Source organism: Methylobacterium sp. J-030 (genome assembly GCF_022829545.1).
GTDB lineage: Bacteria > Pseudomonadota > Alphaproteobacteria > Rhizobiales > Beijerinckiaceae > Methylobacterium.
The window spans coordinates 88,553-102,632 of the sequence record NZ_JAKSYM010000249.1 but is presented as its reverse complement, the minus strand read 5'-3'; the positions used below and the strand labels follow the sequence as shown (position 1 = coordinate 102,632).

14 protein-coding genes are annotated in these 14,080 nt (G+C 68.6%); 3 read left to right on the top strand and 11 right to left on the bottom strand.

Annotated features, from left to right (window positions below; translation table 11 throughout):
- Positions 1–44 precede the first annotated feature (44 nt).
- From MKK75_RS18455 to MKK75_RS18420, 8 genes are all read right to left on the bottom strand, one after another.
- Positions 45–428 (bottom strand): SUF system Fe-S cluster assembly protein, encoded by a 384-nt coding sequence (locus MKK75_RS18455; protein WP_244043983.1) that lies wholly within the window; start codon positions 426–428, stop codon positions 45–47.
- A gap of 154 nt (positions 429–582) precedes the next feature.
- Positions 583–1,827 (bottom strand): cysteine desulfurase, encoded by a 1,245-nt coding sequence (locus tag MKK75_RS18450; RefSeq protein WP_244043982.1) that lies wholly within the window; start codon positions 1,825–1,827, stop codon positions 583–585.
- 188 nt (positions 1,828–2,015) lie between these two features.
- Complete coding sequence (locus MKK75_RS18445; protein ID WP_244043981.1) at positions 2,016–3,338, bottom strand: SufB/SufD family protein; 1,323 nt, start codon at positions 3,336–3,338, stop codon at positions 2,016–2,018.
- 3 nt (positions 3,339–3,341) lie between these two features.
- The gene (sufC, locus tag MKK75_RS18440; protein WP_244043980.1) at positions 3,342–4,094 is read right to left on the bottom strand and encodes a Fe-S cluster assembly ATPase SufC; all 753 of its coding nucleotides are present in this window, start codon (positions 4,092–4,094) and stop codon (positions 3,342–3,344) included.
- A gap of 4 nt (positions 4,095–4,098) precedes the next feature.
- Positions 4,099–4,395: a hypothetical protein gene (locus MKK75_RS18435; RefSeq protein ID WP_244043979.1), complete on the bottom strand. Its 297-nt coding sequence runs from the start codon at positions 4,393–4,395 to the stop codon at positions 4,099–4,101.
- Positions 4,395–4,808: a hypothetical protein gene (locus tag MKK75_RS18430; RefSeq protein WP_244043978.1), complete on the bottom strand. Its 414-nt coding sequence runs from the start codon at positions 4,806–4,808 to the stop codon at positions 4,395–4,397. Before MKK75_RS18430 ends, MKK75_RS18435 begins: the two co-directional genes overlap by 1 nt.
- Positions 4,809–4,810: 2 nt before the next feature.
- Positions 4,811–6,280, bottom strand: a complete 1,470-nt coding sequence (gene sufB, locus MKK75_RS18425) for a Fe-S cluster assembly protein SufB (RefSeq protein ID WP_244043977.1) — start codon at positions 6,278–6,280, stop codon at positions 4,811–4,813.
- Between the two features lie 70 nt (positions 6,281–6,350).
- Positions 6,351–7,520, bottom strand: a complete 1,170-nt coding sequence (locus MKK75_RS18420) for a cysteine desulfurase family protein (protein ID WP_244043976.1) — start codon at positions 7,518–7,520, stop codon at positions 6,351–6,353.
- A gap of 272 nt (positions 7,521–7,792) precedes the next feature.
- Here MKK75_RS18420 and MKK75_RS18415 point away from each other — a divergent pair, with 272 nt between their 5' ends.
- From MKK75_RS18415 to MKK75_RS18405, 3 genes are all read left to right on the top strand, one after another.
- Positions 7,793–8,449, top strand: coding sequence for an alpha/beta hydrolase (locus MKK75_RS18415; protein WP_244043975.1), 657 nt, complete (start codon positions 7,793–7,795; stop codon positions 8,447–8,449).
- Positions 8,450–8,534: 85 nt separating this feature from the next.
- Positions 8,535–8,921 (top strand): response regulator, encoded by a 387-nt coding sequence (locus MKK75_RS18410; RefSeq protein WP_244043974.1) that lies wholly within the window; start codon positions 8,535–8,537, stop codon positions 8,919–8,921.
- Positions 8,922–8,979: 58 nt separating this feature from the next.
- Positions 8,980–10,272 (top strand): O-acetylhomoserine aminocarboxypropyltransferase/cysteine synthase family protein, encoded by a 1,293-nt coding sequence (locus MKK75_RS18405; protein ID WP_244043973.1) that lies wholly within the window; start codon positions 8,980–8,982, stop codon positions 10,270–10,272.
- A gap of 105 nt (positions 10,273–10,377) precedes the next feature.
- Here MKK75_RS18405 and MKK75_RS18400 read toward each other — a convergent pair whose 3' ends face one another.
- From MKK75_RS18400 to MKK75_RS18390, 3 genes are all read right to left on the bottom strand, one after another.
- Complete coding sequence (locus MKK75_RS18400; RefSeq protein ID WP_244043972.1) at positions 10,378–11,547, bottom strand: acetyl-CoA acetyltransferase; 1,170 nt, start codon at positions 11,545–11,547, stop codon at positions 10,378–10,380.
- A gap of 64 nt (positions 11,548–11,611) precedes the next feature.
- Entirely contained in the window at positions 11,612–13,327 is a 1,716-nt protein-coding gene (locus MKK75_RS18395; protein ID WP_244043971.1) for an IlvD/Edd family dehydratase, read from the bottom strand.
- A gap of 120 nt (positions 13,328–13,447) precedes the next feature.
- Positions 13,448–14,017 (bottom strand): NUDIX domain-containing protein, encoded by a 570-nt coding sequence (locus MKK75_RS18390; protein ID WP_244043970.1) that lies wholly within the window; start codon positions 14,015–14,017, stop codon positions 13,448–13,450.
- Positions 14,018–14,080 lie beyond the last annotated feature (63 nt).

Sequence of the window (14,080 nt, the reverse complement as noted above, 5' to 3'; positions counted from 1 at the left end):
GACCGCGATCCCTGACCGCGTTTCCTGGCCTGTCGCGTCCTGAGCTACCACATGTCGAGGGCAACCCGGGCCTCGTCCGACATGCGGCTCTGATCCCACGGCGGGTCGAACACCATCGTCACCGCGCAGGACTGGACGCCCGGCACGGCGCCCACGGCGTTCTCGACCCAGCCCGGCATCTCGCCCGCCACCGGGCAGCCCGGGGCCGTGAGCGTCATATCGATCGCAACCTTCCGGTCGTCGCCGATATCGACCTTGTAGATCAGGCCAAGCTCGTAGATGTCGGCCGGGATCTCGGGGTCGTAGACGCTTTTCAGCGCCGCGACGATATCGTCGGTCAGGCGGTCCAGCTCCGCCTGCGGGATCGCGGAGTCGCCGGCGACTGCGGGTGCGTTCATGCCGCCCGTGATGGTGGCGTCGGTGGTCATCGTTACACTCTCCCCGGACCCGTCCGGACGGGACCAGCCTCGAACCCTAGAGCCGTTGCCGATCGCGTTGCAATCGGGAACGGCCCCAGGCTTTTGTTGGCACGCCCGCTCTCACGCCGAACCGGTATCGGCTTCGGCAAAGCGCGCCTTCGTATTAAGTGAACAGCATCTCTGCCTTGGCGAGCGCCTCGGCAAGGGCATCGATCTCGCCCGTGGTGTTGTACAGGCCGAACGAGGCGCGGCAGGTCGAGGTCACGCCGAAGCGGTTGAGCAGCGGCATGGCGCAGTGTGTCCCGGCCCGCACCGCCACGCCCTGGCGGTCGATCACGGTCGCGATGTCGTGGGCATGCGCCCCCTTCATCTCGAAGGCGATGACCCCGCCCTTGCCCTGCGCCGTGCCGATCAGGCGCAGGGCATTCATCGCGCCGAGCCGGTCCTGCGCGTAGGCGGTGAGCTTCGCCTCGTGGGCGGCGATCGCGTCACGCCCCAGCGTCATCATGTATTCGAGCGCCGCGCCGAAGCCGACCGCCTCGATGATCGCCGGGGTCCCGGCCTCGAACTTGTGCGGCGGATCATTGTAGGTGATCGCGTCCTCGCTCACGGTGCGGATCATCTCGCCGCCGCCCTGATAGGGGGGCAGGCGGTCCAGCCACTCCCTCTTGGCGTAGAGCACGCCGATGCCGGTCGGCCCGTAGACCTTGTGGCCGGTGAAGACGAAGAAGTCGCAATCGAGCGCCCGGACGTCGATGGGCATGTGCACCGCGCTCTGGGCGCCGTCGAGCAGCACGGGCACGCCGTGGGCGTGGGCGATGCGCACGATCTCGGCGGCGGGCGTCACCGTGCCGAGCACGTTCGACATGTGGGTGATTGCCACCATCTTGGTGCGGGCTGAGAACAACTTCTCGTATTCCTCGACGAGGAAGTTGCCCTCCTCGTCCACCGGCGCCCACTTGATCACGGCGCCGCGGCGCTCGCGCAGGAAGTGCCAGGGCACGATGTTGGAATGGTGCTCCATGATCGAGAGGATGATCTCGTCCCCCTCCCCGATCAGCCCGCCCCAGCCCATCGACGACGCCACGAGGTTGTAGGCCTCGGTGGCGTTGCGGGTGAAGATGATCTCGTCGGTCGAGGCCGCGTTGAGGAACTGACGCGTGGTCTCGCGGGCGCCCTCGAAGCCTTCGGTCGCGGCGTTCGCCATGTAGTGCAGGCCGCGGTGGACGTTGGCGTATCCGGTCTCCATGCAGGAGACCATCGCGTCGATCACCTGACGCGGCTTCTGCGCCGAGGCGGCGTTGTCGAGGTAGACCAGGGGCTTGCCATAGACCTGCTGGCCCAGGATCGGGAAATCCTTCCGGACCGCCGCGACGTCGTAGGTGGGGGTGAGGACGGGTGCGTTCATCGCTTTTCACTCACTGGACGCCCTCCTTGCGGAAGGACGGAGGCCCCTCCCCCTTGTGGGGAGGGGTTAGGGGTGGGGGTGGTGCAGGATCGAGCGTCCCGGTGCCTTCTGCACCGCCTCCACCTCCGGCTCCGCCCCACAAGGGGGAGGAGAGCGCGTCGTGTTTCGGGCGGCGTGGGTTGCGGACGTCAGCCGCGCGCCTTCAACCAGGCCTCGATCGCGCCGATCAGCGCCTCCCGGGCGCCCTCGTGCGTGACCGCTTCCACCGCCTCGCCGACGAAGGCCTGAACCAGCAGGCTCTCCGCGATGGGACGCGGCAGGCCGCGGGCCATCAGGTAGAACAGCAGATCCTCGTCCGGCGCGCCGCAGGTGGCCCCGTGGCCGCAGGCGACGTCGTCGGCGAAGATCTCCAGCTCCGGCTTGTTCATCATCTGTCCCTCGTCGGTGAGGAGGAGGCAGTCGGACTTCATCTTGCCGTCGGTCTTCTGAGCCGCCTGACGGACGATGATCTTGCCCTGGAACACGCCGGTGGCGTCGCCGTCGATGATCCACTTGAACTGTTCGCGTCCGACGCCCCCGACGGCGGCGTGGTCGGCGAGCAGCGTCGAATCGGCGAGCTGGCCCTTGCGCAGCATGGCGGCGCCGTTGACCACGACGTTCGTATCCTCGCCCGCCACGTGGACGTAGATCTGGTGGCGCGACAGCACCGCCCCGGTCACGAGGTTCACGGTCTCGACCCGACCCTCGGCCTCGACCTTCAGCGACAGGGTCGAGAGGGCGATAGTGGCATCGCCCTCCGTGTTCAGGCGTGTATGCCGGAACGCAGCCTTCGGACCGACCACCACGTCGAGGGCGTCGTTCGGCTGGCAGGTGAGGCCGTCCGGACCCTCGTGGCTCTCCAGCAGGCTGACCTCCGCGCCCTCGCCGAGGACGACGAGCACGCGGGTCGCCGTCGAGAACGGCGTGGTGCCGGTGCCGACGAAGCGCAGGTGCAGCGGCTGCGCCGGCTTCGCGCCGGGGGCCACCGTGATCACTGCGCCATCCGCCAGGAAGGCGGTGTTGAGCTGGTAGATCGGGTTCTCGCGAACCTGGGCCACCGGGGCGAGCTGCTTCAGGCCGGCATGGCCCTGGGAGAGGGCCTCGGCCATCGGCACGACCGTGACGCCCGCTGGGATCCGGTCGAGATCGGACAGCTCGCGGACGAGATGGCCGTTCACGAAGGTCAGGCTCGCGGCCTCGATGCCGGAAAAGCCCTTCGCCTGCGCGACGGCCGCCTTGGCGGCGTCCAGGCTCGGTGCCTCGGCGGGCGGCGCGGCCTCGGCGATCGCGGTGCGCAGGTCGGTGTACTTGAAGGCCTCGACCCGGCGACTCGGCAGGCCGGTCGCCTCGAAGAAGCGGAACGCTTCCTCACGGGCGATCGTGGTCTCGCTGGCGAAGCTCTGGCGGGCCGTCTCGAACAGCTTCGACAGGCCGGCCTCGGCGGGGGAGCGGAGGTTGGTGATGTCGGCCATGGCTCAGGCGGCCTCGTTGGTGCGGTACTCGGCGTAGCCAGAGGCTTCGAGCTCCAGGGCCAGTTCCTTGCCGCCGGTCTTCACGATCAGCCCCTTCGACATGACGTGCACCACGTCCGGCACGATGTGGTTCAGAAGCCGCTGGTAGTGGGTGATGACCAGGAACGAGCGGCCCTGGCCGCGCAGCGCGTTCACCCCCTCGGAGACGATGCGCAGCGCATCGATGTCGAGGCCGGAATCGGTCTCGTCGAGGACGCAGAACTTCGGCTGCAGCAGCGCCATCTGCAGGATCTCCATGCGCTTCTTCTCGCCGCCGGAGAACCCGACGTTGAGGGCGCGCTTGAGCATGTCCTTGTTGATCTCCAGCCGGTCCGCGGCGGCGTTGACCGCGCGGATGAAGTCGGGGGTCGAGATCTCGCCCTCGCCGCGGGCCTTGCGCTGCGCGTTCAGGCAGGCCTTGAGGAACGTCATCGTTCCGACGCCGGGGATCTCCAGCGGGTACTGGAAGGCCAGGAACACGCCGGCCGCGGCGCGCTCGTCCGGCTCCATCTCCAGAAGATTATGGCCGTCGAGGAGGATCTCACCGTCGAGCACCTCGTAATCCGCCTTGCCGGCGATGACGTAGGACAGCGTCGACTTGCCCGAGCCGTTCGGGCCCATGATGGCGGCGACCTCGCCGTCCTTCACGGTCAAGTTGAGGCCGTTGAGGATGCGGTTGTCCTCGATCTGCACGACGAGGTTCTTGATTTCCAGCATAGGTCTAGTGTCCGAATAGTTTGCCGACATTGGCGAAGAGCGCGACGAGCAGGCCGACCGCACTCAGGGTTCCGACCAAGATCGCGACGACGAGTTTCGTCACGCGATTGATCAGCGATTCTTCAAAAGCCTTCAGCTCGGCGCGAAGCTGGGCCAGATCCGGCGATAGATCGCCGCGAGAGGCGACGTCCAGCAGCAGGATCTTCTGGACGGCCGCGGCGTGACCCTCTGCGTGGTCCTGCGCGATGCCGGAAGCGCGCAGATGCTGCGCGAATTCCAGCGTGTCGAACCGGACCGGCATCAGACCAGTCCGAAGCGCGCGAAGACCTCCGGGTTCTTCGCGATCAGATCCATCGACCGCCCGAGCCAGCGCCCGGCCACCGGCCCAACGCTGCGGTCGCTCGGAACATCCTCATAGGACGGTTCGAGCTTGAGATGCGCCGCTACGGCGCTGACAACGCGGTTCCCATCCGCATCGCCGGCGCCGAAATGCACGGAGACGACGCCGTAGCCGTTCCGCCTGAAGCTGACTGTGCTGTCGAGGCGCGTGACCTCGACGCCCAGCCCGGACAACCGATCCCGATCCAGCATCATCTCTTCGTAAAAGGCCCCGGCGTCGGCGACCGCCTTGCGGTCGGCCGCCGATCGACTCGCGTCGAAGGCAGCCGGATTGGCCGCCGTCGCGCTTTCGAGGGCCTCCCAGAAGCCGAGCATGGCTAGCCGACGCTCCCCTCAAGGCTGATCGAGATCAGCTTCTGGGCCTCGACGGCGAACTCCATCGGCAGCTGCTGCAGCACGTCCCGGACGAAGCCGTTGACGATCAGCGCGGTCGCCTCCTCCCCGGAAAGGCCGCGCTGCTGGCAGTAGAACATCTGCTCCTCGGAGATCTTCGAGGTGGTCGCCTCGTGCTCGAACACTGCCGAGGCGTTCTTCGACTCGATGTAGGGCACGGTGTGCGCCCCGCACTGGTCGCCGATCAGCAGGGAATCGCAGTTCGTGAAGTTGCGCGCGCCCTTGGCCTTCTTGTGCGCCGAGACGAGGCCCCGGTAGGTGTTCTGCGAACGGCCGGCCGAGATGCCCTTCGAGATGATCCGGCTCGTCGTGTTCTTGCCGAGATGGATCATCTTCGTGCCGGAATCGACCTGCTGCATGCCGTTCGACACCGCGATCGAGTAGAACTCGCCGCGGGACTCGTCGCCGCGCAGGATGCAGGACGGGTACTTCCAGGTGATCGCCGAGCCGGTCTCGACCTGGGTCCACGAGATCTTTGAGCGATCGCCGCGGCAATCGCCGCGCTTGGTCACGAAGTTGTAGATCCCGCCCTTGCCGTCGTTGTCCCCCGGGTACCAGTTCTGGACCGTGGAGTACTTGATCTCGGCGTCATCCAGAGCGACGAGCTCGACCACGGCGGCGTGGAGCTGGTTGTCGTCGCGCTTCGGGGCGGTGCAGCCCTCCAGGTACGAGACGTAGCTACCCTTGTCGGCGATGATCAGGGTGCGCTCGAACTGGCCGGTGTCGCGCTCGTTGATGCGGAAGTAGGTCGACAGCTCCATCGGGCAGCGCACGCCCGGCGGGATGTAGACGAACGACCCGTCGGAGAAGACGGCCGAGTTCAGCGTCGCGAAGAAGTTGTCGGTCGCGGGCACCACCGTGCCCAGGTACTTCTTCACGAGCTCCGGATATTCCTGAACCGCCTCGGAGATCGGCATGAAGATCACGCCGGCCTTCGAGAGCTCCTTCTTGAAGGTGGTGGCCACCGAGACCGAGTCGAACACGGCGTCGACCGCGACGCGGCGCTCCGGCGCGATGCCTTCCAGCACCTCGACCTCACGCAGCGGGATGCCGAGCTTCTCGTAGGTCTTCAGGATCTCCGGGTCGATCTCGTCGAGCGACATCGCGGCCGGGCGCTTGGGCGCCGCGTAGTAGTAGATGTCGTCGTAGTCGACCTTATCGTAGGAGACGCGGGCCCATTCCGGCTCCTTCATGGTCAGCCAGCGGCGATAGGCGTCGAGGCGCCACTCCAGCAGCCACGCCGGCTCGTTCTTCTTGGCCGAGATGAAGCGCACGACATCCTCGGAGATGCCCTTCTCGGACTTCTCCATCTCGATGGTGGTCTCGAACCCGTACTTGTACTGGTCGAGGTCGATCGAGCGGACCCGGTCGATGGTTTCCTGCACGGCAGGCATTCAGCGTCTCCTGGGCATCTCCGGCGTCAAGGGCCGGGAAGCGACTGTCGGAAGGCGGGGGCGGCGGCGTTCAGGCCGCTTGTCCTCGCCGCTTATATAGGGGCTGCAAGGCCCGTTCGAAGGCGCTGAGGAAGCATGCCACATCCTCATCCACCGTGTTCCAGCCGAGGCTGACGCGCAGCGCCCCCCCGGCGAGATCCGCATCCACCCCCATCGCGGCAAGCGTCGCCGAGCGCGCGGCCTTGCCCGACGAGCAGGCCGAGCCGGAGGACAACGCCACGCCGGCGAGATCGAGGGCGATCACGGCCGCGGGGGCGTCGAGCCCCGGGACCGAGACATGCAGGGTGTTGGGGAGGCGCGGGGCGTCGGCGGCGAACACCACGACATCCGGCGCCAACGCCCGCACACCGGCCTCGATCCGGTCACGCAGGGTGGATAGCCGCGCCATCTCCGGTTCGAGCGCCTCGCGGGCGGCGCGGGCCGCCGCGCCCATGCCGACGATGGCCGGCAGGCACTCGGTGCCGCAGCGCTGCCGACGCTCCTGACCGCCGCCGCGTAGGAAGGCGCTGTCGAGGCTGACGCCGTCGGCCAGCACCAGGGCGCCAACGCCCTTCGGCGCCGCGAACTTGTGGCCCGACAGGGTCAGCGCGTCGAGGCCGAGGGCCCCCATGGCGATCGGGATTTTCCCGACCGCCTGTACGGCGTCGCTGTGGACCAGGGTGCGGCCATGCGTCCGCGCCAGAGCGACGATTGCGGCCAGCGGCTGTACCGCGCCGGTCTCGTTGTTGGCGGCATGGACCGACAGCAGCACGGTCTCGCCCGCCAGCGCGGTGAGGCGGCTCTCCAGGGCGGCGAGGTCGATGACGCCATCGTCCGTGACCGGCAGGCGGTCAACCGCTCCGTCCGGGAACCGGTGGCCCGCGGCGACGCAGGGATGCTCGGTCGCGGTGTGCATCAGCCGGGTCGGGGCTGGCAGCCCACGGCCGCGCAGGTCCCCCGACAGGACCGCGTTCGCCGCCTCGGTCCCGCCGCTGGTGAAGATCACCTGCTCGGGCCGTGCACCCACCAGGGCCGCAACCTCGGCGCGGGCGGCCTCCAACGCGGCCCGGGCGGCGCGTCCCTCGGTGTGGACCGAGGACGGGTTGCCGGGAAGCATCAGCGCGCGCGCGACGGCCTCCGCGACGGCCGGACGGACCGGGGCGGTGGCGTTGTAATCGAGATAGGCGCGGGCCCGGCTCATCGGCGTTCCGTGCAATCCTTGTCTGCCGCGCGTCACAATTCCTTGCCTTCCGACCGGTCCGACGTGCTAAGGGCCGCCGATCAATCGAGGCCCGCCGACCGGCAGGATCGGCTCAGGCAGCCCGTGCGACGCATCGAGCGGCCTTTTTAGAACGATTCTAATCGACTAGAACTGTTCTAAGAGTGCTTTTATGGTGCTCCCGCATTGAGTCAAGGCTGCTTGAGCTTGGCGCAACGCGCGCGGCGGGCGAACGCGAGAGTGAGTATCGACCGATGCCCGAAGTCATCTTCACCGGCCCCGCCGGCCGCCTCGAAGGCCGTTATCAGGCCCCCAAGAAGCGCGGCGCGCCGATCGCCATCATCCTGCACCCGCACCCGCAATTCGGGGGCACGATGAACAATCAGATCGTGTATAACCTGTTCTATACGTTCGCCAATCGCGGCTTCGCGGCCTTACGCTTCAATTTCCGCGGGGTCGGCCGCAGCCAGGGTGCGTTCGATCATGGCTCGGGCGAGTTGTCGGACGCCGCCGCGGCGCTCGACTGGGTGCAGTCGGTCAACCCGGAGGCGAAGTCCTGCTGGATCGCCGGCGTGTCGTTCGGCTCGTGGATCGGCATGCAGCTGCTGATGCGCCGGCCCGAGATCGAGGGCTTCATCTCGATCGCCGCCATGGCCAACCGCTACGACTTCACCTTCCTGGCCCCCTGCCCGTCCTCCGGCCTGTTCGTGCACGGCTCCGAGGACCGGGTCGCGCCGGCCCGGGAGGTCATGCCGGTGATCGAGAAGGTGAAGACCCAGAAGGGCGTCATCATCGAGCACCAGATGGTCGAGGGCGCCAACCACTTCTTCGACGGCAAGGTCGACGAACTGACTCAAACGGTGGACACCTACCTCGACAAGCGCCTGGGCAAGCGCGAGGAGGCGGCCTGAGGCTATAGGCCTCGCGCCTTGACGGGGGGAGGCACGGGGAATACGGCGCGGACATCGCAATCCACGACGCACCTCTGCAGGTCTGATGTCAGAAAGCCCGTCCGACCAACCCGTGGTGCTCCTGGTCGAGGATGATGGCCTCCTGCTGATGGAGGCCGCCGACACCCTGGCGGATGCGGGTTTCACCGTCGTGGAGGCGAGCCACGCCGACAAGGCCCTCAAGGTGCTGGAGAACCGCGACGATGTCGGCGTCCTGATGACGGATGTCGACATGCCGCAGGGCTCGATGGACGGCTTCGCCCTCGCCCGGCTGGTGGCGCATCGCTGGCCGTCGATCCCGGTGCTCGTCGTCTCCGGCATGGGTACGCCCGGCCCGAACGACATGCCGGAGGGCGCCCGGTTCATCCCGAAGCCCTACGAGCCGACGACCCTGGTCCGGACACTGCGCGCCTTCGTTCAGCGCGCCGCTTGACGCGTCGGTCCGACCGGGCCCACCGAGGATCCGTGTCCCGAACCGCCGACCGAGAGCCATGACCGACACGCCTCGACAGCACCGCTTCGCAACGCGGGCCATTCACGCGGGCGCCGCGCCCGACCCCGCCACGGGCGCGCGGGTCCAGCCGATCTACTTCACGAACGGCTTCGTGTTCGATTCCACCGAGCAAGCAGCCGACATCTTCGCCGGCCGCCGCACCGGCTTCTCGTATTCCCGCGGCTCGAACCCGACGGTCGCCGCGCTGGAGCGCCGGATCGCCGATCTGGAAGGCGCCAAGGCGGGCGTGGCGGTGTCCTCCGGACAATCGGCCATGCAGCTGATCTTGATGACGCTGCTGAAGAGCGGTGACGCCTATGTCGCGTCCCCACGCCTGTTCGGCGGGTCACTCGGCCTGATGCGGCGCTTGGACGGGCGCTACGACCTGAAGCCGCGCTTCGCCCGCGGCATGGCCCCGGAGGATTTCGAGGCAGCCATCACTCCGGACTGCCGGGCGATCTTCTGCGAGTCGATCGTCAATCCCTGCGCCTCGGTCGTGGACCTCGACGGCATCGCCGCGGTGGCCCGCCGCCACGGCCTGCCGCTCGTGGTCGACAACACCCTGGCCTCGCCGGCCCTGATCCGGCCGATCGAGCACGGCGCCGACATCGTCTGGCACTCGACCTCGAAGTTCTTGAGCGGTTCCGGCCAGACCATCGGCGGCGTGATCTGCGATGCCGGCACGTTCGATTGGGAGAAGGCCGGCGGCTACAACCTGATCACCGAGCCCTGGCCGGACTACGACGGACTGGTGCTGACCCAAGCGTTTCCCGAGACGCCGTTCGCGGCGGCCTGCCGGTTCTTCGGCCTGCGCGACCTCGGCCCCGGCCTGTCGCCGATGAACGCGTTCCTGACGCTGATGGGAATCGAGACCCTACCGCTGCGCATGGAGCGGCACTGCGCCAATGCGCGGACCGTGGCGGCCTTCCTGAAGGGGCATCCGGCGGTGGATTGGGTCAGCTACCCGATGCTGCCCGGCCAGCCCGGGGAGGACCTGGCGCGGCGCTACACGCCGGGCGGGCCGGGCTCGATCTTCACCGTCGCGCTCAAGGGCGGCGAGCCGGCGGCGCTCGAATTCATCGCCGGGTTGGAGCTGATCTCGCACCTCGTGAATATCGGCGAGATCAAGTCGCTGGCGATCCACCCGTCCTCGACCACCCACCGGCAGTTGCCCGAGCACGAGAAGGCCGCCGCGCTGGTGGGGCCGGAGACGGTGCGGCTGTCGATCGGGCTGGAGAACGCGGCGGATTTGATTGCGGATCTTAAGCAGGCGCTGGATCGGTTGGGCTGAGGGGTGCCTGCAGCGCTTTCAGTGTAGGTAGAGGCGCGCGAAACTCCTCCCTCCCCCGCAGAGGGGGGAGGGAGAAACGGGTCCACGCGAAGGATGGCCCCCCGCTCAGCGCCGCCGCTCCAAAATCGACACGTAATTCGCCACCGCGGCCCCGCCCATGTTGAAGATCCCGGCGAGTTCCGCCTGGGGCACCTGCATCTCGCCGGCTTCGCCCATGAGCTGGAGGCAGGCCATCACGTGCATCGACACGCCGGTGGCGCCGACCGGATGCCCTTTTGCCTTCAGGCCGCCGGACGGGTTGATCGGCAGCCGCCCGCCCTTCTCGGCGAGCCCCTCGCGGACCACGCGAAACCCCTCGCCCGGGGCGGCGAGGCCCATCGCCTCGTACTCGATCAGCTCGGCGATGGTGAAGCAGTCGTGGGTCTCCACGAACGACAGATCGTCGTTGCCGATCCCGGCCTCGGCCCGCGCCTTGTCCCACGCCATCCGGGCGCCCTGGAACGCAGTCGGGTCCCGGCGAGAGAGCGGCAGGATGTCGTTGACGTGCGCCCGAGCTCGGAAACCGATCGCCCGCTCCAGCCCCTCGGCGGTCTCCGCATCCGCCACCACGAGGGCCGCCGCCCCATCGGAGATCAGCGAGCAATCGGTCCGCCGGAGCGGCGCCGCCACGTAGGGGTTCTTGTCCGAAACCCGGTTGCAGAAGTCGAAGCCCAGATCTTTTCGCAATTGCGCGTAGGGGTTGGCGACGCCGTTGCGGTGGTTCTTGGCGGCGATCCGGGCCAGCTCCTCGCTGCGATCGCCGTAGCGCTGGAAGTAGCCCGCCGCGATCCGTCCGAACACCCCCGCGAAGCCGCCCTCGATCTCGGCCTCCTCTTTCCGGTAGGAGGCGCCGAGCAGGATGTCGCCGGTCTCGGCCACGGTCTTGGCGGTCATCTTCTCGGCGCCGATCACCAGGGCGATGCAGCCCCGGCCGCTGTCGACGAAATCGAGGGCCGCGTAGAGCGCCGCCGAGCCCGTGGCGCAGGCATTCTCCAGATGGGTCGCCGGCACGTGGGCGAGCCCCGGCCGATTCACCGCCACCAGCGATCCCTCGAAACCCTGCTTCGAGAAGCCGGTATTCATCGAGCCCACATAGATGCCGTCGACCCGCGCGTCCTCGACGCCGGCATGCGCCAGGGCCTCGCCGGAGACCCGGGCGATCAGCCCCTCGACATCCGGTTCCTCCAGCTTGCCGAAGGGGGTGTGGGCCCAGCCCACGATGCAGGCACGCGTCATCCGGTGACCTCCCGAATCCTTGCCCGACGATGGGCCCGGCGTGGCCGGCGATCAAGCCGAGCGATCAGCTCCCGGTCCCCTGCCCCATCAGGAAATCGAAGTCGCAGCCCTCGGGCGCCTGCGTGACGGTGCGGCGGTAGAGGGCCTTGTAGCCCCGGGCCGGGGCCGGCGGCGGCCGGTGATCGGCCAGGCGGCGGGCGATCTCGTCGGGCTCGACCAGCAGGTCGATCCGCTTGTCCCGGATCGAGAGCTTGATCCGGTCGCCGTCGCGCACCGCGGCCAGGGGCCCGCCGATCGCCGATTCGGGGGCGATGTGCAGTACGATCGAGCCGAAGGCCGTGCCGGACATCCGCGCGTCGGAGATGCGGACCATGTCCTTCACCCCCGCCCGGGCGAGCTTTTTGGGGATCGGCAGGTAGCCCGCTTCCGGCATCCCGGCGGCGTGCGGGCCGGCGTTCTGAAGGACCAGCACGTCGCCGGGCGCGACATCGAGGTCCGGATCGTCGATCCGCCGGCTCAGGTCCTCCAGGCCGGTGAACACCACCGCCCGCCCCTCGGACTCGAACAGCTCCGGGGTCGCGGCCGCGCGCTTGAAGATCGCGCCTTCGGGCGCGAGGTTGCCGGTCAGCGCCACCAGCCCGCCGAGCGGCGAGACCGGGTTGTCGAAGGCGCGGATCACCGCGCGGTCGACCCAGCCGGCCGGCTCGTCGAGCCGCTCGGCCAGGGTGCGGCCCTCCACGTCGACGGTGTCGAGGTGGAGGAGCGGACGCAGCTCGCGCAGCAGCGCGCCCATGCCGCCGGCCGCGTGGAAATCCTCCATGTAGCCCTCGCCCACGGGCTTCAGATCGACCAGCACCGGCGTCTCGTCCGAGATCTGGTTGAAGCGCGCATAGGGGATGCGGATCCCGAGCCGCCCCGCGATCGCCGTCAGGTGGACGATGGCGTTGGTTGAGCCCGAGACCGCCATCAGCACCCGGATGGCGTTCTCTACCGACCTCTCGGTAATGACCTGCGACGGCGCGATCCTCGACTGGATCAGCCGGACCGCCGCGCGGCCGGTCTCCTCGGCGGCGACCAGCCTGTCGGAATGCACCGCCGGGATCGCGGCCGTACCGGGCAGCGACATGCCCAGTGCTTCCGCGATGCACGCCATGGTGGAGGCCGTGCCCATCACCGCGCAGGTGCCGGCGGTGACCGAGAGCCGCCCCTCGACCTCGGCGATCTCCTCCGCGTCGACGGTGCCGGCCCGGTACTTCGCCCAGAAGCCGCGGCAATCCGTGCAGGCGCCGAGCCGCTGGCCCCGGTGGCGGCCGGTGGACATCGGGCCGGTCACGAGCTGGATCGCGGGAAGCCCCGCCGAGGCCGCGCCCATGAGCTGGGCCGGCACGGTCTTGTCGCAGCCGCCGATCAGCACGACGGCATCCATCGGCTGGGCCTGGATCATCTCCTCCGTATCCATGGCCATCAGGTTGCGGTACATCATGCTGGTCGGGTTGAGGAAAACCTCGCCGAGCGACACGGTCGGGAATGGCCGTGGCAGGGCGCCGGCGGCCAGCACGCCGCGGGAGACCGCTTCGACCAGCTCGGGCATGCCCCGGTGGCAGTTGTTGAAGCCCGAGGGCGTCATGGCGATGCCGACGACCGGCTTGTCCAGCAGGCCCGGCGAGATGCCCATCGAGCGGGCGAAGGACCGGCGCAGGTAGCGGGCGAAGTCGCGGTCGCCGTAATTGGTCAGTCCGCGGTCCAGGCCGTGCGGCCCGGTCTGTCCGTCGTCGCTCATGGTCTCGATCCCTGAAACGCAGGCGCGCCGGCAATCAGCGCAGGTGGACGGTGATCCACGCCACCCCGGCGAGCACGATGGCGGTTAGCAACCACCGCGCGAATACCCGATAGCGCATTCTCACGCCGGAAAAAGCTCCGGCCGGCGGACGCGCAGCGCCAGCACGAGGGTCAGCGTCTTCAGGTCGGTGATCTCGCCCCGGTCGGCCAGGGCGGCGAGGTCGGCCAGCGGCATCTCGACGATCCGGATATTCTCGTGCTCGCCTTCGGCCCCGCCGCCGGCCTCGGCCCGATCCGGCCGGGTGTAGGCGGCGAGGTAGAGGTGGATCTTCTCGGTGGACAGGCTCGCGCAGGAATAGGCGGCGCCGATGAAATCCAGGCCGTGCAGGTTGAGGCCGACCTCTTCCAGAACCTCCCGGCGGGCATTCTCCTCCGGGCTTCCGTCATCGATCAGACCGGCCGGCGCTTCGAGCTGCATCTGCGCGCCGTCCGCGAACAGGGCCGGCACCCGCAGCTCGCGCACCAGCGTCGCAACCCGACGCTCCGGATCGTAGGGCAGGATCCCGACCGAATGGCCGTGGTCCTCGAGCGCCCGTTCCGCGACGGAGCCATCGTGCAGCCGCACCTGTGCCAGCCCGAACCGGTTCCAGCCCTCGTGGAGGAAGCGGATGGACAGGATCTCAGCCTTCATGATGCGCCCCTGCCCGCAAACCGTCCGGTGTCCCGCTGTGCTTACACGAAGGCGTGTCCGTCG